25 protein-coding genes and 2 pseudogenes are annotated in these 26,299 nt (G+C 47.9%); 8 read left to right on the forward strand and 19 right to left on the reverse strand.

From position 1 onward, the window contains the following. Positions 1-164: 164 nt before the first annotated feature. The 4 genes from MHH82_RS17025 (at position 165) to MHH82_RS17040 (ending at position 4,658) form a co-directional block, all read left to right on the forward strand. Complete coding sequence (locus MHH82_RS17025; protein ID WP_015735573.1) at positions 165-1,865, forward strand: extracellular solute-binding protein; 1,701 nt, start codon at positions 165-167, stop codon at positions 1,863-1,865. Positions 1,866-1,962: 97 nt separating this feature from the next. Continuing rightward, complete coding sequence (locus MHH82_RS17030) at positions 1,963-2,853, forward strand: ABC transporter permease (RefSeq protein ID WP_009590468.1); 891 nt, start codon at positions 1,963-1,965, stop codon at positions 2,851-2,853. Between the two features lie 65 nt (positions 2,854-2,918). Continuing rightward, positions 2,919-3,809: a carbohydrate ABC transporter permease gene (locus MHH82_RS17035; protein ID WP_015735575.1), complete on the forward strand. Its 891-nt coding sequence runs from the start codon at positions 2,919-2,921 to the stop codon at positions 3,807-3,809. Positions 3,810-4,271: 462 nt separating this feature from the next. Next, positions 4,272-4,658, forward strand: a complete 387-nt coding sequence (locus tag MHH82_RS17040) for a hypothetical protein (protein ID WP_251496300.1) — start codon at positions 4,272-4,274, stop codon at positions 4,656-4,658. A gap of 173 nt (positions 4,659-4,831) precedes the next feature. On the opposite strand, the gene rarD is transcribed toward MHH82_RS17040, so the two are convergent. Beyond that, positions 4,832-5,710 carry an EamA family transporter RarD gene (gene rarD / locus MHH82_RS17045; RefSeq protein WP_036660621.1) on the reverse strand — a complete coding sequence of 293 codons (879 nt, stop codon included), beginning with the start codon at positions 5,708-5,710 and terminating at the stop codon, positions 4,832-4,834. A gap of 530 nt (positions 5,711-6,240) precedes the next feature. Between rarD and rsgA the strand changes: the two genes are divergently transcribed. Continuing rightward, entirely contained in the window at positions 6,241-7,314 is a 1,074-nt protein-coding gene (rsgA, locus tag MHH82_RS17050) for a ribosome small subunit-dependent GTPase A (RefSeq protein ID WP_051425301.1), read from the forward strand. Then, positions 7,311-8,327: pseudogene (locus tag MHH82_RS17055) on the forward strand (phosphotransferase). Before rsgA ends, MHH82_RS17055 begins: the two are co-directional and overlap by 4 nt. Before the next feature lie 127 nt (positions 8,328-8,454). Here the strand turns inward: MHH82_RS17055 and MHH82_RS17060 are convergent. Both MHH82_RS17060 and MHH82_RS17065 read right to left on the reverse strand, forming a co-directional pair. After that, on the reverse strand, positions 8,455-11,286 hold the full coding sequence (locus MHH82_RS17060; RefSeq protein WP_251496309.1) for a hypothetical protein: 2,832 nt from the start codon (positions 11,284-11,286) through the stop codon (positions 8,455-8,457). A 49-nt stretch (positions 11,287-11,335) separates the two neighbouring features. Beyond that, positions 11,336-11,632, reverse strand: coding sequence for a hypothetical protein (locus MHH82_RS17065; RefSeq protein WP_251496312.1), 297 nt, complete (start codon positions 11,630-11,632; stop codon positions 11,336-11,338). Positions 11,633-11,969: 337 nt separating this feature from the next. On the opposite strand from MHH82_RS17065, the gene MHH82_RS17070 reads away from it, so the two are divergent. Both MHH82_RS17070 and MHH82_RS17075 read left to right on the forward strand, forming a co-directional pair. Beyond that, positions 11,970-12,926, forward strand: coding sequence for an ABC transporter ATP-binding protein (locus MHH82_RS17070; protein WP_251496315.1), 957 nt, complete (start codon positions 11,970-11,972; stop codon positions 12,924-12,926). A gap of 2 nt (positions 12,927-12,928) precedes the next feature. Continuing rightward, positions 12,929-13,759, forward strand: coding sequence for an ABC transporter permease (locus MHH82_RS17075; protein WP_036660627.1), 831 nt, complete (start codon positions 12,929-12,931; stop codon positions 13,757-13,759). A 238-nt stretch (positions 13,760-13,997) separates the two neighbouring features. On the opposite strand, the gene MHH82_RS17080 is transcribed toward MHH82_RS17075, so the two are convergent. From MHH82_RS17080 to MHH82_RS17155, 16 genes and pseudogenes are all read right to left on the reverse strand, one after another. Then, positions 13,998-14,924, reverse strand: a complete 927-nt coding sequence (locus MHH82_RS17080) for a DUF2268 domain-containing protein (protein WP_251496319.1) — start codon at positions 14,922-14,924, stop codon at positions 13,998-14,000. 261 nt (positions 14,925-15,185) lie between these two features. Next, positions 15,186-16,169, reverse strand: coding sequence for an alpha/beta fold hydrolase (locus tag MHH82_RS17085; RefSeq protein WP_445661972.1), 984 nt, complete (start codon positions 16,167-16,169; stop codon positions 15,186-15,188). Positions 16,170-16,485: 316 nt separating this feature from the next. Continuing rightward, positions 16,486-16,884, reverse strand: a complete 399-nt coding sequence (locus MHH82_RS17090; protein WP_251496329.1) for a YkvA family protein — start codon at positions 16,882-16,884, stop codon at positions 16,486-16,488. Between the two features lie 14 nt (positions 16,885-16,898). Then, positions 16,899-17,039 carry a hypothetical protein gene (locus tag MHH82_RS17095; protein WP_340966937.1) on the reverse strand — a complete coding sequence of 47 codons (141 nt, stop codon included), beginning with the start codon at positions 17,037-17,039 and terminating at the stop codon, positions 16,899-16,901. Positions 17,040-17,265: 226 nt separating this feature from the next. Beyond that, positions 17,266-17,724 carry a DUF2269 family protein gene (locus MHH82_RS17100; protein WP_015735586.1) on the reverse strand — a complete coding sequence of 153 codons (459 nt, stop codon included), beginning with the start codon at positions 17,722-17,724 and terminating at the stop codon, positions 17,266-17,268. A 14-nt stretch (positions 17,725-17,738) separates the two neighbouring features. Next, positions 17,739-18,467, reverse strand: a complete 729-nt coding sequence (locus tag MHH82_RS17105; RefSeq protein WP_251496332.1) for an NAD(P)-dependent oxidoreductase — start codon at positions 18,465-18,467, stop codon at positions 17,739-17,741. Positions 18,468-18,737: 270 nt separating this feature from the next. Beyond that, positions 18,738-19,070 carry a winged helix-turn-helix transcriptional regulator gene (locus MHH82_RS17110; RefSeq protein ID WP_015735588.1) on the reverse strand — a complete coding sequence of 111 codons (333 nt, stop codon included), beginning with the start codon at positions 19,068-19,070 and terminating at the stop codon, positions 18,738-18,740. A gap of 236 nt (positions 19,071-19,306) precedes the next feature. Beyond that, on the reverse strand, positions 19,307-20,317 hold the full coding sequence (locus MHH82_RS17115; protein ID WP_015735589.1) for a phytanoyl-CoA dioxygenase family protein: 1,011 nt from the start codon (positions 20,315-20,317) through the stop codon (positions 19,307-19,309). Between the two features lie 103 nt (positions 20,318-20,420). Then, positions 20,421-21,314 carry a helix-turn-helix domain-containing protein gene (locus tag MHH82_RS17120; RefSeq protein ID WP_015735590.1) on the reverse strand — a complete coding sequence of 298 codons (894 nt, stop codon included), beginning with the start codon at positions 21,312-21,314 and terminating at the stop codon, positions 20,421-20,423. Between the two features lie 402 nt (positions 21,315-21,716). Further along, on the reverse strand, positions 21,717-22,061 hold the full coding sequence (locus MHH82_RS17125) for a DUF1048 domain-containing protein (protein WP_036660636.1): 345 nt from the start codon (positions 22,059-22,061) through the stop codon (positions 21,717-21,719). Between the two features lie 9 nt (positions 22,062-22,070). Continuing rightward, positions 22,071-22,418: a DUF1048 domain-containing protein gene (locus MHH82_RS17130; protein ID WP_145038400.1), complete on the reverse strand. Its 348-nt coding sequence runs from the start codon at positions 22,416-22,418 to the stop codon at positions 22,071-22,073. 140 nt (positions 22,419-22,558) lie between these two features. Then, positions 22,559-22,635 (reverse strand): annotated as a pseudogene (locus MHH82_RS41670) (PadR family transcriptional regulator); the annotation flags it as partial. Positions 22,636-22,977: 342 nt separating this feature from the next. Then, positions 22,978-24,126 carry an enolase C-terminal domain-like protein gene (locus MHH82_RS17140; protein WP_340966942.1) on the reverse strand — a complete coding sequence of 383 codons (1,149 nt, stop codon included), beginning with the start codon at positions 24,124-24,126 and terminating at the stop codon, positions 22,978-22,980. Positions 24,127-24,216: 90 nt separating this feature from the next. After that, the gene (locus tag MHH82_RS17145; protein WP_340966944.1) at positions 24,217-24,549 is read right to left on the reverse strand and encodes an iron chelate uptake ABC transporter family permease subunit; all 333 of its coding nucleotides are present in this window, start codon (positions 24,547-24,549) and stop codon (positions 24,217-24,219) included. 2 nt (positions 24,550-24,551) lie between these two features. After that, a complete protein-coding gene (locus tag MHH82_RS17150; RefSeq protein ID WP_340966946.1) occupies positions 24,552-25,103 on the reverse strand; it encodes an OsmC family protein in 552 nt (183 codons plus the stop codon). A 93-nt stretch (positions 25,104-25,196) separates the two neighbouring features. After that, on the reverse strand, positions 25,197-26,165 hold the full coding sequence (locus MHH82_RS17155; RefSeq protein ID WP_340966948.1) for an ArsR/SmtB family transcription factor: 969 nt from the start codon (positions 26,163-26,165) through the stop codon (positions 25,197-25,199). Between the last annotated feature and the right edge of the window lie 134 nt (positions 26,166-26,299).

Consider the following 26,299-nt stretch of genomic DNA (forward strand, 5'->3'; position numbering starts at 1 on the left):
TTAGTGGGTGAAATGTCCAACCACCCGCAGCAGCCGTAAATTTTTGTACATATGACCCCCTCATTTAGAAACCACCTTCTATCCTTGAAGGCGGTTTCATTGTGTTACAGTTAAATGGTCCATACGAATAGTTATTCCATTCATCTGAAAGAAGGGGTGTAATTATGAAAAACAAGTCAAAGACGTTAGCGCTTTTACTGGCCTGTTTTCTCGTTCTAGCAGCTTGCAGCAATCCAACGAATAACACGCCGGCTGCACCGGAGAAAAGCGCGGAGTCCAGCGAACCCGCAGATCCATTTGGCCGCTACGAAGAACCTGTCCAGATCAGCATCAGTATTGAAATCGATCCCACCGATAATGAATTGCCTCCTGGCGACACGCCGCTCGACAATCAATACACTCGTCAGATTAAGGAAGCGCTTAATGTGGACGTCGATCATCAATTTGCTGCCTCTGGCCAGAATCTTCGTCAGAGAATTAGTCTCGCTATTGCAAGTAACGATTTGCCGGATGCTATGGTCGTCAATGCCGTTGAGCTGCGCCAATTGGTCGAAGCCGACCAAATTGCCGATTTAACGGAGGTGTATGAACAATATGCATCCCCGGATATAAAGACAATCATTGAAAACACCAACGGTGCTGCCCTGGATGCAGTAACATTCGATGGCAAAATCATGGCCCTCCCGGGTGTGCAAGCCAATGCCGATGGCATTCACCTCTTGTGGATCCGGCAGGACTGGCTGGATAAGCTGAACCTTGAACCGCCAACCACAATGGCTGAACTTGAGGAAGTCGCCCGTGCTTTCGTCGAAAATGATCCTGATGGTAACGGTCAGCGCGATACGATTGGGATCACCGGGCCGGAAAGTGGTGGCAAGCTGTATGCGAACTTCCTTGAGTCGAAGAACAATTTATACGGTTTTGACGCCATTTTCTCCGCGCATGACTCCTTCCCTGGATACTGGCTCGAGGGCGAGGATGGCAGCCCTGTATACGGCTCAATCCTGCCGGAGACTCGTGAGGCGTTAGCTAGTTTAAGAGATTTGTATTCCAAGGGACTTATTGATCCAGAGATGGGTGTTCGTAACAAAGCGGATGAGCCCATTATCGCCGGAAAATCCGGAATGTTCTTTGCGCCATGGTGGATGGCTTACGGCCCGCTAACCAATGCCGTAAAAAATGATGCCGAAGCCAATTGGCAGGCTTATGCTCTGCCTTTGAATCAAAATGGCGAATTTAGACCACATGCCGCTACACCTTCTACTGAGTTTGTGGTGGTTCGGAAAGATTACGAGCATCCGGAAGTTCCTATGAAATTGCTAAACAATCTGTTTAAAAACGAGCAAGAGAACACCTTTGACCCGAGCAAAGGCGGTCCTGGTTATTATCCGCTCCGCGTGGTTTACGCACCATCCGACGAAATTGAATTTACAGTCAAAGCCCTCCGTGACGTGCTGGCAGGCAATAAAACCGCCGAGGATTTTGCAAATGACAAGGCCTACAAACTGCTGCCTTCGGACATCGCAAGCATCAAGACGATCAAAAACGAGCCTTACGATTCCATGGATCTTTCAACATGGAACCCTGAAGCGAACTGGGGAGCATGGACTCGATCGTACTCCATCATGGTGGGCGGCAGGCCGCTGGTTGATACCGAGTTTGAGGAGGTGCCCAGTCTTCTGTATGAGCAGACACCGTTAATGGAGAGCCGTTGGGTGAATCTGCGCAAGTTAGAGGACGAGACTTTCCTGCGCATCATCATGGGGGCGGCTCCTCTGGAAACATTCGACTCCTTCGTCGAGAACTGGAAACGTCAAGGCGGCGACCAGATTACCCAGGAGGTTAAGGACGCGCTTGCGCAGTGATCTTAAGGCATACAACGAACCATAATAGCCAGAGCTCCCGGCAGCCGTCAGGAGCTCTGGAACACTCGATGCAGGATTCGGGGAAGGGAGTGCTGTCATGCGTATGAAAGGCTTCGCCAAACATTATTATCTGATGCTGATCCCGGGATTTCTATGGCTGTTCGTCTTCAGCATCGTTCCGATGTTCGGCATCATCATTTCGTTCCAATATTTTAATCCAGGCAAAGGTATCCTGGGCTCGGATTGGGCAGGGCTTGAGCACTTCAAGTATATGTTATTGCTGAAGGATACACAGGAAGTCTTCAGCAATACGCTTGTTATCGCGTCCATGAAGATTGTCGCCAATCTGATTGCGCCTCTGTTGTTTGCACTCATGCTCAATGAGCTGCGTTTGATGATTCTCAGACGCTGGATTCAGACCATCGTCTATCTGCCCCACTTTTTGTCTTGGGTTATTCTGGGGGGCATTGTACTCGATCTGTTCTCCTATAACGGACCCGTCAATCAACTGACTGCCTTGTTCGGATTCCAGCCTAAACTGTTCTTTGCCGACTCCCAACTGTTTCCGTTCCTCGTTGTCGGTAGTGACGTCTGGAAGGAATTCGGTTTTGGCACCATTATCTATCTTGCCGCGCTTACCGGGATCAACCCGGCACTGTACGAAGCTGCCAACATCGATGGCGCAGGACGCTGGAGAAGTCTCTGGCATATCACTTTGCCCGGGATCCGCACGACAGCCGTATTGCTTACGGTACTCAGCTTGGGTAATGTGCTTAATGCGGGCTTTGACCAGATCTTCAATCTGTACAACCCGCTCGTCTATTCTACAGGTGATATTATTGACACCTGGGTCTATCGTACAGGTTTGCTTAACCTGCAATATGAACTTGCGACCGCCGTCGGCCTGCTGAAGTCCGTTGTGGGCTTCCTGCTGATATCCGTCTCGTATTATCTGGCTTACCGTTTTGTTAACTATCGCATATTCTAAGGATTCATCCTGTTGAAAAGCTATATAAACCAATCCCATTCCAACTAGTGTAGGAGGTGCTGACCGTGGTCAGAGACCGGACGTTCGGCAACCGTGTGACGGATATTATACTGATTGTTGTCCTGATAGGCATTACGTTGTCATGCATCCTGCCGATCTGGTACACCCTCTCCCTTTCGCTTAGCTCCAACTCTGCCGCTGCGGCCGGTAAGGTCTGGCTATGGCCGGTCGATTTCAATCTCAACGCATATGCCCAGATTCTCAATGACCAGCAGTTCTTCCGGTCCTTCTGGACCTCGACCCAGCGAGTGCTGCTGGGGGTTATGCTCAATTTTATCATGGTTGTGCTCATGTCTTACCCGCTCTCGCGGACAGCGAAAGAGTTCAAGGGGCGCAATGTATTCATGTGGATTCTCATTTTCACGATGTTGTTCAACGGTGGACTGATCCCGCTGTATCTGACGGTCAAAGAGCTCAACATGCTGAACAGCATCTGGGCACTTGTCCTGGTCGGCGGCGCGCAGACACTCGTCTTCAACGTCATCCTCACGATGAACTTCTTCCGCAACCTGCCCAAGGAGCTGGATGAAGCTGCGCTTGTCGACGGCGCGGGACCATGGTACATCCTGTTCAAGATCTACATCCCGCTGGCCGTGCCGGTGCTGGCGACCGTCTCGTTGTTCAGTATCGTGTATCACTGGAATGAATTCTTGTACGGTCTGATCTTCATGTCCCGTGAGCAATTCTATCCACTCCAGACGTATATCCAGCAGCTTGTCGTCTCGGTCGATCCATCGACGATGTCCGAGGACCAATACCGTCGCTTGTCTGAGTTATCCAACCGGACACTCGATGCCGCCAAGATCTTCATCGCGATGCTGCCTGTCCTCATCGTCTATCCGTTCCTCCAGCGCTTCTTCATTCACGGGATTACGCTGGGTTCGGTTAAAGAGTAGCTCCGCCACCCAGGACAACAGCTTTCAGAGATCCGAGCCATTTTCTTTACATGAATATAAAAATATACGAAAACAGGCGCTGGGAGTACGTATCATCCCTCCCATCGCATGTGCTTTGTTTATCCTATGTACAGACAACCTCATTATCTTGGTTGTCTTTTTTTAATTCTACAAATATCCCCCTAATGGCTGACCTTCGTTTGGTTCACCGTGTGTTAATTGCTTCTCTTCGAGACCTGCTTCGATCGTTCTTCATAAAGATTTCAAACAGACGAAATTTCACGTAAAACACAATGTATCGTCATAAGTTCACAACATGAATTTGTTATTTTATAACGGTAAATAAGAACGCTACGGATTAGAAATTCAGAAACGAACATTAAGCCGACCCATCCGCTTTCGAGAAAATCAAGAATTTTGGTCCTCAGATCGTTCAATCACACCAGAAAGGAATTGTTTATAATGAAAACGTTCGATATCGTGAAAGAAAATTTGTTGTTTATTCTTGGACTTGGCGCATTAGCTCTAGTGAGGCCCATAATGAAGATGACGGGGATCATGGATCTGATCGGACAACAATTTGGCAGCATTCTGATGACGATTCTTATTTCCATAGCTTGGCTCGTTATCGTTTTAATTAAGAAACCCGCTTCTCCAGTGGTCATTCTTATTTTTGCCGGTATGAGTTATGCCTTATATACCGTCATCCTTAGCGGCTTAGTCTCTCCGCTTCTTGATGGAAAATTACAAGGTCCATTAACTAATCCGTTTGCTCTTGTAAGTGTCTTTGCTATAAATGCCATTTGGGGATTCATCGTTGGATTCATTGCCAAAACACTACGCCGTTAACGTTTGAAATAACTGTTATCTCTTCCCGCCATCTCTCGAATCCTTGATAATGTAATTGTCATCGGCGCAGACGGCAGCAACTTCAGAGAAACGGAATATGTAACGGAAAACGGCCATCTCCGCCCCTATCGGACGGAAATGGCCGTTATGACTGTACCTTGACGCCCTTACCGTCAGCTCGCCTTCGCGAGTTTCGTGCTGCGAACCGATGCCACAGCGTATACAACGAGCGCTGTCCAGATGAGCGCGAAGCCGATAAGCAGAACCGGCGAGACCGATTCCTTGAACACGAATATGCTCAGTAACAGCATGATCGTCGGCCCGATGTATTGTACGAAGCCGAGCGTGGATAGCGCCATCCGGGCGGCCGCCCGCGCAAAGAAGAGCAGCGGCAGCGCCGTTACCACGCCGGATAGAAGCAGCTCGACGAACACCGGCGCAGGCAGCGTCCATGCCGTCGTCTTGCCCACGGCGGCCAAATAGATCCAGTAGCCGAGCGCGACGGGCAGGATTACAGCCGTCTCCGACAACAAGCCTACAGAAGCGTCCTGCACGATCTTCTTCTTCGCGAGGCCGTACAAGCCAAACGATACGGCCAACGAGATCGCGACCCACGGGAACCGCCCGTAGTCGATGGCGATGATGAGCACCGCGGCGCCAGCGATGGCAATCCCGAGCCATTGGCCGCGGTTAGGCTTTTCACGAAGGAAGACAACCGCTAACAGAACGTTCAGCAACGGATTCAAATAATAGCCGAGACTTGTCTCGACAACATGGCCGTTGTTGACCGCCCAGATGAAGATGAGCCAATTCGCAGCGATCAGCAGTCCGCTGGCGGCGAGCGACAGCAGGAGCGAGCGGCTAGTCGCAACCCGCTTCATGTCACCCCAGCGTCGCTGGACGGCGACGAGAATACCCATGAAGACGAACGACCAGACAACCCGATGCGACAGAATTTCGCCTGCCGGCACATTTTCAAACAACTTCCAATAAAGCGGGAGAACCCCCCACATGATATACGCGATAATAGCGTTAACCAACCCATTGTTCATTATGATTTCTCCTCTTCTAGCTCCGATGTCTTAACGGATTATACGCCTCGATCCTCGCTTAAGTAAAGCAAATAATTCGTGTCCGATAGCAGACAGTCACGCTCTTGTTCGATTCTCGTTGTATTTTGAGCTATCGTTTTCCGTTCGTTCGCAGACTCGATGAAGCAAGCAGCTGACACATTCTGCGCTGTTAGTCATTGATTATTTTTCCAAAATAGGTTATTTTATAGACAGCTTAGCGATAAGCAAGTTCCTATCACGAAGGGAGATGTGTTTTAATGGCGACTACTTATATGGTGGTTTGGTCTTAAAACTGAATAGCAGGCATACGCGATTAAAGCGGGACAACGCCCGTATTATTTGGTGTGCCATTCAAAGTAACCTTTCGTGAATATTGCTGTTTGCGAGATACGATGAATGTCGTATCTTTTTTGCGTCCTGATGCCGCGCGACAGCAGCTTCTTTAGAGGCTGCTTGTCCGTGGCATTTTTGCGTCCAAAAAACAACATTAAAGGAGCTAACAAAAAACTATGATGGATTTGAAAACTTATGGCTACACAGAAATAGAAGCAATTCAAGGCGGCTTATTGCCCGGCAGGGTGACGGAGCTTCGGCGCGAGCGCTTCAGGGTCATGACCGAGCGAGGCGAGGTAACGGCGGTGCTCAGGGGGGCGTTCTATCACAGTGCGGAAACGCGAGTAGACTTTCCTTGCGTCGGTGATTTTGTATTGCTGCACTACAACGAAAGCGGAGATTCTCTCATCGACAGGGTACTGCCCCGCCGCTCCAAGTTCTCACGCGCGGATTACTCAGGGCATGCCGCAGGCTATGCCAAAACCGTGCGGGAACAGGTCGTTGCAACCAACTTTGACTATGTATTTATCCTTTCTTCTCTGAATTGGGATTTCAATGTTACCCGTATCATTCGGTATCTGACACAAGCCAGGCAGAGTGGCGGCCAGCCGGTCATCATTCTGACCAAGGCTGATCTCGCCCCAGATTATAATCTCCTGCTCGCAGAAGTCACACAAAGCATCCCCGATGTGCCGGTTCACGCGATCTGCAGTCATACAGGCCTGGGGATGAACGAACTCGATCCCTACTTGATGCCTGGTAAAACGGTCGTCTTTCTCGGCATGTCCGGGGTTGGTAAATCGTCTTTGCTCAATGCGTTGATAGAACAGGACGTAATGAAGGTTCAGGCAATCCGGGAGGTCGACAGCCGGGGGCGGCATACGACAACGCACCGTCAGCTGTTCATGCTGCCCTCCGGTACGATGGTTATTGATACGCCGGGTATGCGTGAGCTTGGGATTTTTGATGCCGACGAAGGCATACGCGCAAGCTTTACCGATGTGGAGGCATGGTTCCCGCAGTGCCGATTTACGGATTGCCGCCATCAGGCCGAGCCGGGCTGTGCCGTTCTTGCCGCGCTTGCCGACGGTTCATTGCCGCGTGAACGGTGGGAGCATTATGTGGCCCAGAAGCATGAGAACAAGTATGTCCAGGATAAAACCAGCTACCTCATCGACAAGAGAGCTAGAAACAAAACGAACGCCATGTGGAGCAAGCAAACGAAAAAAAACGGAGGATGGAAGATATGAATATTCAATTCGAAACGCTGATCTATGCCTTGAGCCGACAGTTCAAGAAGGATGTCATCTCGGCCGACTGCCAAACCAAGCCGTTGCAGGGCGGAACTGTGGGAAATGTGTACCTGGTAACGGGGATCGCCGATACCGCGGATGGCGAACAATTGCCGTATCGTATCGTGCTCAAAATCCAGCAGAAATGGGAGCGTTACGGCGATCCGGGTTCATGGCGCCGGGAATATGATCTTTATGCGTCTGACTTGGGAGCGACGTTCTCGGATGCCTTCCGCTGGCCGACATGTTATCACGCCGAGATCAATGCCGAGGAAAATGAATTCCAGCTGTGGCTGGAATATATCGATGGCGTAACCGGTTTAGATTTGACCGGTGACATGTATGAACAGGCTGCGCTGAAGTTAGGACGCTATCAAGGCAAGCTGTATGCGGAGCAGCCCGCTGTGCTGCAGAGCCTGACCAACCTGAGCCATGCGGATCTCATGAAGAATACGTATCTCCATTACCGGTCTTGGCCGGTCGTCTACGATTATATACGCTCGGAGAACTGCGATTTCCCGCAGCACGTGCGGCAAATGCTCATCGACATCGATGAGCATGCAGACGAGATCCTCGATCGCATCGAAAAATTGCCTCTCGTGCTATGCCACCGGGACTTCTGGGTGACCAACCTGATCTATGCCGACGGTAAAATCGCACTCATTGACTGGGATACATCCGGATGGGGCTACCTGGGCGAGGACCTCGCAAGCCTGATTGCGGATGAAGCGGATATCGATCACATGGTCGAAAACTACCAGCGTTGTGTCCCCGCGTATTACAAAGGCTTTTCGGAATATGCGGATGTACCCCCTATCGCCGAACATTGCGTCTAGGAGCTGATCCTTCTCGGCTTCGGATACAGGCTTGTGGAGTGGTATCTCCACACAGAGGACGATGACGAAAAGACGAAGCATTTCCATACGCTCCAAAAAATCCATGAAATGAAGACCACCCCTGTACTGGGTTGACTCTAAATAAAGAACTCCGAAAACCCTTGAATATAGTGGGTTTTCGGAGTTTCTTTCATAACTCCCATTCGATCGTCCCCGGAAGCTAGCTCGTGATAACATCTCATATTGCTATATCATACACGTTTTAAAAAGGTCCGGTTATTTTCACCTTGATTTTATTGGATTCAACCGTTACCCCGTTCAATGTAATTCGAATCGACAACTCGGCTTGCCCCGGATGCTTGGCGATAATCTTTCCTTTCGGGTCGATCTCCGCCTTTTCCGGACGGCTGCTCAAATACTCAATGACTGCGCCGGATAACTCCTTAGTCGTTCTTTCTTTATCAAGGAATACTTCGTAGGAATAACCGACTTCATCTCCCGGACGAAGCTGGAGCGATTCAGCCTCAAGCTGTACTTTGTCTAGCTGCACGACCAGATTCGGATCGCTATACTTCATCAGCTCGCTGCCGTATTTGAAATATAAGTTGCCAAAATCGTCCTGGGCCAGTTTTTCCGCATTGCTCTCCAACAAGATGGACAGCGATTTGCTTGCAGCGTCAATCTTAAACATTTTGCTTGTGTACGTATGGTCAGCAACATATCCCGTAAAAATGGTACCGTACACATTCCCGTCGGTTCCCACGGTTAAGCGAGGATTGCTGTGTGCATAATCTGCTGTAGGAAACATATCTTCGCTGTAAATAATCTCTTGGCGCTCCGGATCATAGATAAACAGAGACCCTAGCGCCATTCCCCAAATGTTACCGTCCGGGCCCCATATCAAAGAGGTTACTGCTTTTTTGCCCGCAACAGGTACCTGTTCCAGCTCTACTCGGCCGGATGCTGTATCGTAAATGGCAAGCTTCCCCTCTCCGCCTGTCATCGCGCCGGTGGCCATAAACAGCTTTCCATTTTTGTAAAGCAACGAATTGATCGAATGCCCGGATATAATGTCACGTTTCACATCAAACGTTCCGGTAACGGGATTATAGACGGTAAGAGCCCCGCCTGTTTTGCCTGCGATTGGATAAGAACCGATATATAACAGGTTTTCTTCCTCGACCCCGAGCATGGCAACGGGCCGGTCTTGCTCTGAACCCAGCTGACCAAGCCGCAGCGGATTATTCGGCTCTGATGGGTCCGTTCGGTTCCATGGCTTGGCTGGATCGTATTCAAAGATAGTCGCTCTAGGATAAACGCCGAGATACATTTTCCCGTTCAAGGAACCGAATCCTTCGACTTGGCCGATTTGAGGATAATGCTTGGTCTCGTTACGGGTTGGGGAGTAAATTCCCATACCCCCGCCTGAAATGAAGCCAGAGGACAGTATCTGCCCATCTGTGCTCTTCCCGATATTAAACAATTCCACGAACTGTGCCGGAAACGGAAGCTCAGGCGTTTCAATCAAACCGGTTTCCAGATTGTAATAAAATGCTCTTCCGCTATTTCCGGCCAATCCGACTAATGTCCAGCCCGGATAATTTGTCTGGTCCAGCTGTACGTAACCAAAAGCTACGCCTGCTCCTTTGACGTCGACACCCAGCGAGCCGTAATCTCCCGTTCTCACGTCGTATGAATAGAGAGACCATTGCTGCGCGCCACCTGGAAGGGTTTCGTAATAGGTGTAGAATACCTCCTCGCCGTCAGGCGATAACGGTGAAAATCCTCGTGCATTATAGGCAGTATTATTGTTAACGATCCAGCTAGCGGTATCGGGATCATACACGAACATAACCGGTCCGGGATCCACGCGCACGAACAATTTACCTCCTGCATACTGGAGATCGTAAACCGAAGTCTTGCCGATAAATTCAGGATGATGTAGCGCAATCGACGTGCCGCTAGCAAGATCGTACTGATAAAGCTTAGCGACGTCTGCTCCCCCCACATAGATCATTTGACGATCGGAATCGTAAGCAAGGCTGCGGATATGAGCCTCTTTCGATGAAGTCTTGAAGGATTTAAGGATTCGAGTCTGGTCGGTAACGGGATCATATTCAAACAGCGATTGGGAATATCCTGTTCCTCCATACACTTTGCCATCTTCCCCGGCTACAAGCGTCCAGATGACGGTATCGGTAGGAACAGGTTTCCCGATGGCACGCAGCTTATCCTCTGCCGGATCATATTGAAACAACGTCCCGTTCGGCGTACTTCCGATGTATACCTTACCGTCGGAGGCTGTCACAATCGCCCAAGCTGCCGAAACGTTGCTCCCGTCAAGCGCAACAAGTGGATGAGTGGATTTCACTTCTTTCGAAGCAACATCCATCACGATGAATTGTGCCGGATCACCCTGTGCGACCGTAAACAAAGCATCCTGACCATTCCTATCTTTACCGAATGCAGCCGTCATTAAGGTTAAACTTGAAGATTGCGGTCCTAAATTCGTTAAGTACGGGGAGGAAGCCTGCGACTCCAATGAGACGCTGTCAACGAAATACCTGCCGGTTAGGTCACCATTAAAACCAAAGGCTACCCTGACCTCCGTTGCATTTTTAGGGGCAGAAGCAGCCACTCTTAAATTCTGCCATTTGCCCGATGTTTCACCGACCAGGCCGCTCACGACGGAGACAAGCTTTCCGCCTGCATCATAAAATCTGAGGTCTGCTTTGCCGCCTTGGCCTTCATCCGATAGCACGCTTGCTGTCATGATGACATTGCCGAATGGTTGGGCGATATATGCATCGCTCACAACTCCGGAGCCTGCGGCGGGCGACAGGCGTTCCACCTGAAGACTTCGTTCCCCTTCTGCGTACACGGACTCACTTACAGTTATGACAGCTGTGTCTTCATCGGGCTGCCAGCCCGGCAAGCGTCCATCTTCTTCGGAATCCTCGAAGCCGCCGTTGATCAAAACGTTGGTCAATTCTTCGTCTGCTGCATACGTGATCGACTTTGCCCACCCGATACTTGCGAACATCATGATGACTGTTAGGGCTCCGGCAAGCCGACTCCTCCACTTGCTTCTCACTAAACTCTCCCCTTTGCGAATAAATTTTCTCAACAGGTAGTAAACGCTTTCAATACACTCTCATCTTATCATATCCCTTCTTTCGTATACAAGTAAAATACATGTAAGTATAATTCTTTCCGATAAACAAATAAGCCGTGGCATCGGGATATGTGTTAAACAGCGTTGCAATATTGGTCATGTTTCCAAGTCCGAGTAGCACAATTTCATGTAGATTAGCCTTGAACATCTCATACATAAAGGCAGGCGCTTCCGATTTTTCATAGAAGTCGTGTTCCCAGTTTGCCAATGCCGCCGCGCCGTCCGGGGTCGGATATACAGGGACAGGCTGTAAAGTTGTATCCAATGCCGAGCCTCGTAAACCACCTTCCGTCCGTCCCTCCTGGGAGCAGCATCCGCACCGGAACGGCCTCCTTATCACTCTTTCAGCACATCGGACAGCAAACCGAACATCCCCAGTCGGGATTTGAGGCGCGTGGGTCATGGTGCGGTACTGGGGCACGGCATGCCGTCTCCGTCCTCAGACGGAGACAAAAACCATTCTGCCGTCCCTCACTTCTTCTCAGAGCAATAAGTTATCGTTGTATTAACGCCTGTTGATATACCGTTAACAGTCAAAGAATATTCTTTGACTTTAAACACGCAGCAGCAAAAACATAGTTCGAAAACTGAAAGGGGCAAGCATGATGAGGCTGATCTATCAATTAGAGCATGTGAATAAAACGTACAAAAAAGGAAAGGTTATCGCCAATCAAAACATAAGCTTCGACGTTCAACAAGGGGAGATTCTCGGTTTGCTCGGTCCGAATGGAGCGGGCAAATCCACGCTAATCAAGCAGATGGTAGGCCACCTTGCTCCCACCTCAGGTACGGTACGCTATAAAGGAACCAGCGTGCAGACACAAACAAAGCGAGTTGCCCAGGAGGTCGCCTACTACTCGCAAGAGCCTCACGCCCTGACCAGTTTAAAAACCTGGGAAGCCTTGTATTTTACAGGAAGATTGCGTGGGTTGACGAAGGAATCCGCCTTAAAGCAAACAGAGGAATTGCTGGAACGCTTTGGTATGCAAGACCTCCGTCATAAGCTGTTGAAGAACGTTTCCGGCGGACAAAAGCGTTTAATCGGGATCGGAACTTGCTTGATCGGCTTTTCCCCCGTCATGATCCTGGATGAACCGACCAATGAACTAGATCCTAAAAAGAGAAGGCTCGTATGGGATCTGATTCAGGAACGCAATCGTCAAGGAGTAACCGTGATCTTGGTAACACACAACGTGCTGGAGGCCGAACAGGTCGTGGATAGAGTTGCTGTCGTAAATCACGGCAAGCTATTGGCCATCGATCATGTCAGTGTTTTAAAACAAAGGGTAGACCAGCGGATGAAGCTGGAAATTACGACTTCCTTTGGCGAAAGCGATTATGTTTGCCGAAGCTTAAGCGCTCTAGGGCAGTGGACCAAAACGGGAGAAAACCGAATCCGGACACTGATCGAGAAGCAAAACGCCAGCTACGCGATCGACTGCCTGACTGGGCAGCAATTACCGATTGAAGAATACTCGTTGGTCCCTCCGAATCTTGAAGATGTCTATTTTCATATTGATGATGATCAGGATAAGCCTGCCAAAGCGGAGGTGGTCTAAACATGGAAAAGATAAAACCATCCATGCAAAGCCATGACATGCAGCTGCAAGAAACCGTCTTTCTCCAAGGGCACGAACAGCAGAGCATAATCCAGCGCAGAATCACGGAATGGCTGATCTTAGCCCGCATTCAATTTACGATCATCCGCGAAGCATGGGTTTGGATTTTCATCATGGCATGCATGTTTCCGTTAACGACGCTGTTGTTTCTCAAATTCTTTACGGTCGACCCAACGCCGGCTGTCATGACACGTATTATTACGGGGAATATGCTATTCGGCTTAATCGTCATGGGACTCAATTCCATGGCTCAAGAGATATCTTGGCAGAAGCATCAAGGCCATTTCACGTACTATTCGTCTCTGCCGATAGCCAAGGTAAACTTCATCTTCGCCAATTTGCTGCGTGGATTGATCATGAGCGTACCGTCTTTTATTATTCTGGCCATGATTGGTCAACTTGCTTATGGCATTCAATTCCACTACAGCTGGGGACTTGTCCCTGTATTGCTGCTCACCGTTTTTAGCGTGGTTGGCGCGGGTGTACTGATCGGCTTCTGGTCACCTAGCCATCAATTGACCAACATGCTGGTCCAGGCGCTGATGATGTTCATCTCGTTTTTGACGCCTGTCATGGTGGATATGGATCAATTGCCTATGATCTTGCAATGGCTCTCTTATATCTTCCCAACCACTTACGCCGCTGAGGCCATGCGGGAGGTATTGATATCTGGCTGGTCCGGCTCTGTTGCCTGGAACACGCTTGTTCTCTTGTTTTTCTCGCTGCTCTCCATCGTATTGATCTTGAAAAAGGTTGATTGGCGTGTTGAGTAGTAAAGAAAAGTTCTCCTTGTTTACGGTCGTTGACTAGCAACCTCGACGAAAATAGATAATCACGAGCAGAACAAAGTCGTCTTTACAGGCGACTCTGGACACCAACTTGTACCTGTCAAAGCAAAAAAGCCGCTAAAATAGCGGCTTTTAATGGGAGCATGTCGTTGTCCCTCTGCCCGAAATTTCATAAACGTGGGCAATGTAAGTTCCAAATGGTTTCTGTTATTTAAACGCGATCTTAACAGCTAATCACCGTGTCTTCATTCCAAAATTCTTTTACTTCGTCTAATATTTCAGAAGCAGGCGTTATGGTGGCCTCGAAAATCGTTCTACCTGTTTTCCTTAAATAATATTGGATTAGATAATATCCGCTCGCGTATCCAGCACTATATGGCATGTTGACCGGTTTAAAGTTTTGTAGTTTGGCGATCTCGTCACCGTAAAGATACGGAGCAATATTATCAAAACCCGTTAAATGCAATTGCTCTTTAAGCACAGGCTTTATGCGCCTGTTCAGTGTTTCTGCGTCTGTTTTCGTTACCCAAGGACCGAGCAATTCTTCTCCAAACATGAACGTAGCGTAATTTTCGGCTAATCCTTCACTTACAATGAGCTCGCCCAAATGAACGGTGTGATCCCACTGAATAAATTGATATCGCACATTATGGTTGCATTCGTGCGCGAGCGCAGCCTTCATTCGAGGAATCGTGTACGCATTTGGCAAGATTGTACCCCAGATATACCCGGGAATGCCCCCAAAACCGCTATAACCTTCGTTAATGGTTAAGGCACGGCTTTCCGGATTCCCTAGTTGAATAGTAAATAAATATTCAGAAACAGGGAGGTTTATTTCATGTTCCATAAATAGTTGGAGGCTTTTCCTTACTGCATGCTCACACTCTAACCAAAAAGAATCTGACGAAATCAAATCTACCTCATGTGAAATCTGCGCGGTAATCTGATCAGGAGATCGATGCATTAGGCTATTAAACGTAATAACATCAAAACCGTTAGCCTCTTCCGCTCTAAAAGGGATCTGTTGAATATGCCATTGTTTCATAAAGGGAGCCATCATTTCGTTTCTGAATAATTCAACTTTTTCCTCGGGCGAAGCTTGGGCAACTTTTTGATAAATATGGTCTGAACGCAATGTTCTTATGTTCATTTCTATCACTCCTAGTTATGTATTCATAGAGAGACTTATGCACGGGCTACGATCGATTTCTAACCGTAATACATAAACATCATATTTGAATAGAAGACAACGAGGATATGCCGATTATAGATATATTCATTTATTACCTCTTCCTGCCCGTTTCTTCATTTGAAAAAGGGAGCAGCTGCTGGCGCAATCTGCTCCCTTTCATTCAACTCGATCCAGTTCATTTTTGGTAATGCAATCGATCTACGCCATAATGGGATCTAATTATTTTATCCCGCCCGTAAAATCCCTAATTTCGTCCGAGATTTCTTTTGGATGAGAACGATATAAATAATGTCCCGCGTCCAATAAAACCATTTCTCCATGTACAGATTCCTCTAATTGCTTCTCATGCTCGGGGATCCATCGGTCCGTCACAGGGTGCTTCGCTTGAACAAAGAAAAGAATAGGTAAATCGGGAGGAAAATCCAGCTGTTCTGCTGCTTTAAAGTTGGAATACATGCTCACTGCCTCATTTAATTGCGTGTTGTTATACATGTTTTTGCGTATCATAATGTTCAATTGTTCTTTGGTTTGTTGATCATACGGCAGTCCTTCATAAGGGTCAGCGCTTAGTTTCAATTGTAACCGGGCGAAGCCCAAGTTGCGGAACCATTTAACCGGTTCTGTGTCTGACGAATCAATCTTCTGTTCGCTCAGAGACGGAACGCTGCTATCCAGCCCGATAAACGCACGCACTTCATCTGGATATTGGTTCACGTAATCCAGACTATAGAGCCCCGAAATGGAATGAGCCATGAGGATATAACGATTGATCTGGAGACTTTGTAACGCTTCGTGAATTTCACTTACGATATTTGCTGTACTGCGCTCCTTCTGGGTTCGATCGCTCAAACCGTAACCAAAAGGTTCAATCACGACGACTTTATAATAAGGGATTAACTCTGATATGAGCGGCTTAAAATCAAGTGCAGGTGCCGCTGTTCCATAACCGGGAAGAATCACAATGGTTTCTTCACCTTGACCTTGAATGAAAACATTCATCTGTTTTCCATCTACAGCTATACGCTGACCGTATGGCTCCATTCTTTTTTGTTCTGCATGACTGCTGATTTTATTTACGGTATACACGGTGGCGATAAAAAGCAGGATGGCTATAACTACTGCGACGATTATTTTAAGCAAAATATGTAGTACTCTCTTTGTTTTTGTACTATTCCTTACTTCCTTTCCTGCTGGTTGTGTCAAACTCTTCAGCTCCTTCTTGTCTAACTGTACACTGGCCATGGGGTACACTAATACAAGTCTAGCCAACCAAGATGTCCTCTCAATGAATGCAATATGAACGGAGCATGAACAAAGTTTATTGGTAATCGACACCCGCTTTTGTCCTCGGCTAGGGACTAGATCTTGTACGGACAAAACAAAAAAAGCCGCTAAAATAGCGACTTTTATAGGTATTTCGGAAGCACAATAAATAGCAAGTGAGCACTTTGCTGTAATCCGTAAACAGTGAGCTGATTAAGAGGTGAAAAGATGCAATTGAGAGCAGTTATAACCTACCTTAAGTAAATAATTTATAGCAGATGCTTCCGACCCATACGGCGATTAATACCCATATCAAAATGAATAACGCACCGGTCACCCAGTTTTTCGGTTTTCCCTGCTCCCTGATCTCCTCCGCTTTAGCTCTACATTCTTCAATAACCGATTGTGGAATCATTTTAAGGGCGATCGTAATTCCTAAAGGCACGATAATCAAATCATCAAGATAACCTAAAACGGGTATGAAATCCGGTATCAAATCGATCGGACTGAAAGCATAGGCAACCACTAAAACCGCAAACAACTTTGCGTACCAAGGTACTCTTGGATCTTTATAGGCCAGGAACAAAACAAAAACATTTCGTTTAATTTCTCTTGCCTTACTCTTTGCTTTTGTTAGAACCTTCGCTTCTCTCATAAAGACCTCCAAAATCATTTGCTATGTCCCTGGCGCAGCTCGTTAACGGAACAAATGGTGTTCTTTAGTTCAGAATACGGCAGCTGGATCGGCTGCCGTTTCTTGGCTATCATTCCCTTATCTTTCGTCAGATTGTCAGTGAATTTTGGCTTCATTTAAAAAGTTGGCACCCGCCCACTCCCCCTCAAACTTAAACAACTCATACACAGCCTCGCGGTCCTTAGGCGGTTCATCTATCCAAGAACTCAATTGGTCTAGACCATAACCCGCTTTTAAAATCCCAATTTCAATGACCGCCTTTTCTCTTAACCCAGCACTTTCCTAATTATATCACCAAAATCATGTGGCTATAAAAGTAAGTTAAGATGCTCCATCGGCTCCTTAAAAAGGTTTTAAGACCATAAGCACCAATATGGCAATCATCATCAGCTGTGCTGCCGTCTCGATGGGGACGATCTTTTTGATCAGCAGTCCGAACTCGGCGGGTATTTCATTACTCTGGTCTTGATTTTCAGATATGAGCTTGATGATCTTTTTCAAACGGGGCTCGATCCATCCGTCGATTAGGACGATCATGAGGAGCGATAAAAGGATGGACACATTCAACCACATTTGGGATATCCCCATCTTGGTTATGATCATAAGCCAAACCCCGGTTACAATAAGTAGAATGCCGCCCATTTTAGGTATGATGGCAAGTTTGGTCGTTATACCAAAAGTAAAGTGCAGCTGGCCGACGGTTCTAGCGGATCTTCGAATGAAGGGCATTACGAAAGCGGGGCCAATGATGGCGATCGAAGCCAATATATGAAAAACAAGCAGTAATCCAAACAAACCCATACTCCCTCTTCTCCTCAGCGCACCGAAATCTTGCTTTGATAGGCTAGCCCGACCCTTTTCCTTTTAAATGCTCCTCCGAGCTCAAGATGGTTGAGCAAACACATTACAACATCGTCATAAGCAACATTGAGTTCTTGAAATCGGCTGAACAAATGACCGGCAATTTCTGCCTCGGAAAATTCCTTGATCATCTCCGACATCGGAACGGGCAAGGTTTCCGCTGTTACATGTAGCTGAACCGGATCTGGATGCTCTCTTGAATCCATCATGGTTCCCGGACACATCATGGACCAATCGAGCCCAGTCCGTTGCAGCCTTTCGAAATTCAGGTTGTGATTTTTATACTCGGGCGGGAAGCCGGGTAAATGGTTGCCGATCAGATCGGTATATGGAATATCCAGCAAACCGGCTCCTCCCATGACCCATACCCGCCCAGAGAAACTAGGCTCCAATTCACATCGGCTTATGATGTTATCGACGATACGAACAAACTCTTCTCCCTGTCCCGCATGTCCGGCCGCAATAATAGCAGCGTCTTGATGCGCAAGCGCCTCGCTGACGCTTACTGGGTTCAACATATCGTCCACGATCACCTTCACATGCTTTGCGGAATGTTCACCTAGTTGATCATATAGCTTCTCAGAATTCCGCACAAACGCGGTCATTTTGTGCCCCATTTTTATTCCTTGTGCCAACACTCTTTTCCCCGTATTTCCCGTTGCTCCAAAAACAATAATGTTCATTGTTCTTTCCTCCTCTTTAACGGCTCCAATATTTGGTTGACTCAAGCTTAGCATCGCTTCAAAAAGATGTTAAGAACCCACTTTAAAGTAGGGTACTTACTTAAAAGTAAGCTTCACAGAAAGAGAACCCATATTGTGCGCGGAGGTCGGGACGATAGGAAAAACCTTGTGGCAGATTGTGCGGCTGTAGACGAAAAAAAGCTGCCCGGAATTCCGTGGCAGCTTGTGTTATGGGTTGATTGAATTAGATTCGATTTCTTTAAATCAGCTTTATGACGCTGACTCTTCATACTTCCGCTTATTATGATTTTCTCCCCAAGCACACATGACTTCTGCTACAGGAATCAATGTTCTGCCATATTCACTAAGGGAATATTCAACTTTTGGAGGGATAGCAGGGTAGACCGTTCGGTCGACTATGCCTTCGCGTTCCAAATCTCGGAGATGTTGGGAAAGCATTTTTTGTGAAACATCAGGTATAAGCTTTTCCAGATCGTTGAATCGCTTTGTGGATTCAATCAAATGCCATAAAATCAAAGGCTTCCATTTGCCGCTTAAAACATGCAGGAGTGTTTCGACTGGACATTCGCGCTGATGAATCATGGATCAATCATCCCCTTACTTTTGAGTACGTGTATTACCGATATTAATGTAACAAAATTTTACAATAGGGATACCATCAAGTCAATCATCGAAACTAAAAAGGGTTTTGGGGAAGCACCTGTTATCTTATTCGTCTACTGACTGCTCCACCTATCAAGCAGTCAGTGCAATAAAACAATGAGCCCTCAGTTCGATCATTGAACTGAGGGACTTTTCCTCTTATGCAATTTTCACCTCTAGTCCTGTTCTTTTTTCACCTGTACGACAGGCAGCATCATGCCGTCATCCATGCCCATCAACGTCACGCTGGATGATTCGGGTATCTCATCGTGCTGCGTAATATCTACCGGGGTATCAAATATCGGTTCCGCATAAGCAAGATGCGTCCGGCCGCGGGCCAAAATCTGGCGGTAATTCCCGCTTTCGCCTTCATAACCGTCATGGTCCCACGGAACGAACGACCGAGCGTTACAATAATGGCACACATAGGAGCGGCGATAACGGTCCTTCGTTCGGTTCCGATATGAACGGTGGAACAAATGGGAATCAAAGAACAGCACATCTCCAGGCTTCATTCGCACTGGAATGGGGGCCGGATAATTGGACACCACTTTGGATAACGTGTTGACCTCATCGTCAAGGTGACTGACATTCTCCACGGAATGGAGATCGGTGAATGCTTCTTTAGCATGAACACTGCCGCCGTTATCCCCTGGCGGTGGGTAAATCGGTTCGTGATTGGAACCGGGAACGACCCACAAACACCCATTCTCTTCATCGGCATCCTCCAGGGCAATCCAGGCTCCGATTAGTGTGTCGGGATGGGTCTTGATGTAATATGCATCCTGATGCCAACCTTGCCCCCCTTTTCCCGGCGGGTTAAAGAACATCATCGATTGCAGAGCATAGACATCGGGCCCGATAAGCGCCTCAAGCACATCCAAAATCCGGGGATGAAGCATCAGCTGCTCCCCTTCCGGATGGACGCGGGAGATCATATGGACCCTCGTTTTCTCGGCAAACTCCGATTTGAGAGGATCCTTATCTTCCGTAGATGCCTCTTGACGTTTCCCCTCATGTTCAATCCGCAGTCTCTCTGCCCACGCTGCATAATGCTCTATTTCTTTCGGATCCAACAGTCCTTCAACAATAAGGAAACCATCTCTGTGATAGTGCTTGTATTGCTCTACCGTTACATAATAACGGCCTTCTCTTAGTTTGGCCTTAGGTACATAAGTCTGCCCCATGCTGATCCCTCCACATGAATTGATTACCTTAAGTGTGAAGGATTTCAAAAGCGTTCTCAATGGAGAGGACACGGAAAACGGTGGACTGATTTGATATCCGTTATCATGTCCGTTCCTGATTCAGAGCGACAAAATGCCGGTTCAAGGGATAAGCGGACTCCTCCTCTTCAGTCATGGCCAAATGACGAAATAACGGATCCGCAAAACGATCGCGGAATTCCACGGCAGTGACACCACGTGTCCGTTTGAACATGCGGGAGAAATAGTGCTCATCGGCAAACCCGACATCGTAAGCGATTTGTTTGATCGTTCGCTCCGCTTGGATTAATAGCTGTTCCGCTCTCCGTAGACGGCGTTCCAGCAAAGCCTTCTGGGGAGGGATCCCAATCCAGCGGACAAACATTCGGGTAAAGTGCTCATGAGTCCAGCCGGAACTGCCCGCAATCTCTTCAATGGTAATTTGGTGATGAAGATGTTGTTCCATATAATCCAATGCCTTGATAATCGGGGCAGGCAGGTTCATGGAAGAGCGCGAATCGTCTTCATCGATCGCCTGCCATTCCTCCAGAACGCTCAATAGCAAAATGGCTCCTCTTCTCTGCCAGCCGCGGGGTTTTACATGCACAATTTTGAGCATTTGTTTCAATAGGGAGGGAACAAGACTTCCCCCGGCAATCACCGACCAGTCCTGGCATTCCCCTCGGCTATCGTCCTGTCTGCAGAAGGTTTCCCGGAATGCTGTATATTCGAAGTGGACATATAAATGCCTGGTGGGAACGAGCGGATCAAACCGGTACCTATGCGGCTCTCCGGGACAGGTGAAAACAATGCCGGGCCGATCCAGCAGAAATTCGCCCCGGTCGTTTTCGTAAACGGTTCGGGACCCCGTCGGAAAGAATACCAATTCGAAATCATCAATCGTTCGCACCCCCAGAACGGATCCCTTGTTAACAGTGATATCCCCCATGACATGAAGTGCGGGCAGCGTTAGCGACAACGTATAACCTCCCATTCCTTCCGTTTGTTCTAAATAATATGACGCAGGGCACAAGTTATAAGTTCCATTTAAAACGGTTTCAATTATATGCTACACCACTTAACTCGTAAGAGTTAGGAAATAACTGCCGAAAAAAATGATGTATTAGTTAGTTAGGCAAGTTTACAGACCGCGTCCCTACGGGTACACCTTCCCGTTAATGGTCCATAGAAAATGAATCTGACCATTGTAAAATCCCATTTCGTTGCCGAAAATCATATGGACGATCTTTTTGCCAGTATGACGACGGGACTTAAGAAGGGACAGAAAGCGAAAGGAACTAGCATTGGCCAGCTCCCTTATATACGTCTAACAAATAAAGCCGACTATCATTCGAATCTCAAAGTCACCTATATCCCACTTTTACTTTGTTTTATCCGTAATCTTTTTTATGGCCTTGCTTTGGTCAAATGATTCTTGATAGATATCAGCGTAAGTTTTTGAATCTTTGATAAGATCGTCGCAGAAAGCCGCTACGTCACTGCCCGTTACTTCGAGCACGCCTTTTCCCGCGGCCGCGCCCTCTTCAAAAAGATCGATAATCCCCGAGAGCAAACCCGTCCCGTCGGTTAGTTCAACAGGGCCGACCTTAAAGAGATATTTTTGAATCTCTTTATAAACAATCTGATAATCTTTCGGGAGTGCTTTGACACGCGCCACATGCGCTCGCCACTCTTTTTTGCCTTCGATGATATCTTGTATTCTCATGTTATCCTCCTATTTACCTAATTTTTTAGCGATATTATTGTTGAGCTGCTCGCGCCACTTGTCACGAAAAGACTTTGCTCCTTCTTCGCCGGCCAGCGCTGAACAGAAACCCTTGATATCGTTACCCAAAACCTCTTGGACATTCTGACCTTCCGCCGCCGATTCTTCGAGCAAGCCAAGCACGCCGTCAAGAATTGGCATGAGGTTGCGACCGGTGAAATCGGAGTGCGGCCAAAGATTGGCATTAATTTCATTCCATGCAGCTTGATAATCAGCCGGCAGCTTCTTGGCTCGTGATTCAAAAGTTTTAAATTCTTTAGTCATGTCGCTGCCAGTGATTTTTTCCCAAAAATTCATGATTAATTCTCCTTTAACTCGTTAATTGTTGATGATACGAACTCCCATGTTTCCCAGAACCTTTTCAGCTCCGCGCGCTCCACGTACACCCTTCCCTCCACAACACGGAAGTTCAGTCGCCGCGTGATTTCGTAGCCTTAGGTTTCAATGCGGCATATAATTCCAAGGACACACCTTCAAGCATCCCTTTGAGCAATTCCGTTAGGTTTTCCAGCACAATTACCGCTGGCTATTCTGTAGCACTGGTATGAAGTGTTACTTACTACTTCTATAAAGTAACACGTAGTAGTTGGTTTGTCAATTGCATTTCCTCTGACACGGATATTATATGTTCAACAATCCTGGCCGTTGATAGAACAAAGGCAGCCGATTTTATGAACGGCTGCCTTTTTGTCTGAACTAGTTCTGCTAAAGGCATGGCGATAGTTCCTATATACTAACATTCCTCCGGCTAATTTTCATATGAGATAAGAAAGTCCCTCCACTTTCTCTGTTCTGGGAACACGGCTATGAATCCACTTCGCTTGCTCAGTTGCATGCTGCCATTACTCAACTGATCTCAGGACCAGCCGGATCGGTTTATAAGGTAAGTTACAAGTTCATCGTCGAAGACGATGCCGAAACCCGGCGTGGCCGGAACATGAATCTCTCCGTTTTCGATTCGATAGCCTGATACATCCATTCCTTCAATCGTGATGTCGTCATATTCCACAAATTCGAAGTTTCGCACTGCGGCAGACAAATGTCCCGACGCGTAAATGCCATAAGCATTGCCGTAACAATGAGGCGCAGACCGCAAACCATGGGCATCCAACTTCTCGCCTAATTCCATCCAATGCGTGAAACCAGGCCAAATGATATCGTACTGCAGTACATCAACACGGCCGCGAGTCGCCCACTCAATAAGATGAGGTGAGGCAAGCCCTTCCCCATCCGCGATAAGCACATTCTGCCCACGTTGCCCGAGCCATTCCTTCAGGTCCTCGTACAAGGCTTCATCCTCATGAAACGCTTCTTCCAGCCAATACAGATTCACATCCGATAAAGCCGCCAAGACCTCTTTGGTTAAGTTCAAATTATAGGCATTATTCGCATCGATCATGATCTTGCCTGCGGGACCTGCCACTTCCGAGATCCCGCGCACGATTGCGATATCTCGTTTCGTCCCTTCCCAGAGCGGCATATGGCGTCCGCCTCGGCCAACCTTAATCTTATAATGACGTTGGCCCTTCGCATAACCTTGCATCGCTTCTTCCTGCATCAGCGCGACCGCGGCCCTCTCATCGGCCAAATGCAAATCGTCGAAGTATAGAGAGGTATCATAGCAGGGGACAACCAATGAGGCTCCCTTTTCCAGGTGGGCACCGGACACTAAGTCATACACTGGTTTGCCTTGTCTCTGTCCTAACCAATCGAGCACAGGGTATTCCAATTGCAAACGATACGCTTCCCGCAGTCTGCCACGGTCATCGAATAAATCAAGCAAACGGCGGCCTATTACATCTTCGGCCCATTCCGGTGTCATATGAATTGAGCTACCGTAACCTGTTTGTCCATCAATCGTAATTCTGGCGATATCCACTGTGCAGCTTTTGCCATGAACGCCGATTCTGCCATTGGCCCCCGCGCTTCTGGCTCGTTCACCCGTTAACTTGGCGAATTCGATTTTTTCCACTTTCCAGTCAGATTGTATACCGGTAATGTTCATACGATCCTCCTTAACCGATTCGAACGGTTTCTTGTCCGGATTTGATTCGTAAGTAGAATACCATATCATAGAATTATACTGTGAGTTGAACTATGTTATTCGCACGAATAAGCCGCCACGAATCGTATCGTGACGGCTTATCCTTTTAGCTATTTGCGGTCCAATCAGGCCGATAAACCCCACGGCTCCGACCAGAGCGACCGATGATCCGGCAAGTCCCACGGCTATGAGAAGCAGCCATAGGCGTTGTCGCTGCACAGCCGCGCCCATGCCGGTTGCGATCCCTTCCCCAAGCGTGTGAATGTTCAAGTGGCGAGCATTCAACCAAGCGATTCCGCCGCAGAGCACCGTCCACGGCATTAGCGTTAGCACCTGGTTCCAAGTAGCTTCATACCGCTGCCGGTTAGGCGGAATTTCATTCATTTCTAGAGGGAAGAACCTTCTGGCTGTCCGGCAGGCGATCGATGCACCAATTCACCGGATATCGATTGCGGATATTTCAACAGGTTGTAAATCGGACATACGCGTTCAACCGCTTTATGAAGATCGGCGATGGTTTCAGCGGATTCTTCGGATACGATGTAAATGTTATATTCGATATTATGCGGATAGATAGGAATATCCTCGTATCCCGGTTTGCCGGCAAGCGGGTGCAATTGACCCGTGACTTCGACTTCAAGGGATTCCAGCGATACGCCCCGTTCCGCTGCCTGAATCAATGTAATATGAGTCAGGCAGCTGCCTAGTACGCCAAGCTGAATTTCTGGTGATGATGGACCGAGGCTATATCCGGCATAATTCTCGGGACTGTCGCTGATGATTTGGAAGTCGCGTATGCGTATTTCACGAACGCCGCTGCGGCCTTTCGCCTGTACCTTGGCCGAATAAGTATTCGGCTTGGGGTCTTGCTCCGCTTGAGAACGCAGGGACTCCGCCGCCGCTTTCTTTTGCGCTAAATATTCATTTAATGTAGTCATCGTATCTCGCTCCTTTAAAATATTAATGATTTTAACGAAAAAAGACACAGCTAAGCAGTATCTCTGCTTAAAGCTGTGTCTCCGACGATTCGGTCAACACTCGTTGCTCGGTGATACTATTTCATTAACTCGATTGGATAATAGGCTAGGGTTCATTCCCAAATAATCGAAGAGCCCCTGTTCGATTTGTTGAATTCGTTCCACTCTTAAACTATAGGTCGATACCGTCTCCCCGACGACATGAACATTGAGCAGCCCCGCGCAGCGCAAATTGAAAATATGGTCATGCGTTATGCCTTTGGATATGCCGAGATGACGAACCACTTCGATAAAAGTGCGCGGTTCGCTGCGCAAAAAGTGCAGGATTCGCAAACGACTCTTCTCGCTCAGGCTGCGGAGCAGCCGGTATAATTGAAGCGACGGCTCATCCTCTTCCTCGGAATGCGGCCAGATTCTGGAGGCATAATGGCAGAGGGTTAGGCTTCCGTACGAATAAAAGATATTGCCGGGCTGAAAATGGTAGTGCGGAATCAGAACCAGCTTCTCCAGCCCGTTCACCGGCTCGAAACAAAACCCGTTCGTCAAGGCTGCCGCCTTCTCGTAAGCTTCAAATCCACCCCATCCCGTCTTCTCTTCCGCTTCGGCACGCAAAGCCGTGACGATCCCCGGGTCGATATGTTTAAAATAGACTTCATTCCATTCAGACAGCATCCGATGCTGCCGGTTTCGTACCGCGCCGAAATCTTCGGGAAACGTCTGGACATACGGCGACAGCACGGCATAAAGTTCACCCAACGTGAGTTTATGCAGCCAGGATAGAAAATCTTCGACGCTATTTTTGTTCGGGGACACATAGGCCAGAAGATGAAGCAGCTTCCATTCCAAATCGATTCCCGTCTGTTCCAGTTGATCGGCGAATTCTGAAGACAAGGATGCATGTACATTCTGAGTCCAGTCAGGACCAAGATCAATCCGTTTGTGCCAGCTTTTGCAAAGATACGTATGGAGGCTGTTGATCAGTTCGTTGACGGGACTGAACGATAATTCCAATTGATAGGACAACAAGTTGCACTCCTTCTTTGACCTGTTATGACGGACTGGATGCCGTTAATTCAGCAACTGTCTCGTTCATATTGTACAACATTTGGCAGCGGACGACACAGCCCCAAGGCATATCCTCAATGTGTTATAAAATG

It is taken from the genome of Bacillus sp. FSL K6-6540 (assembly GCF_038007545.1).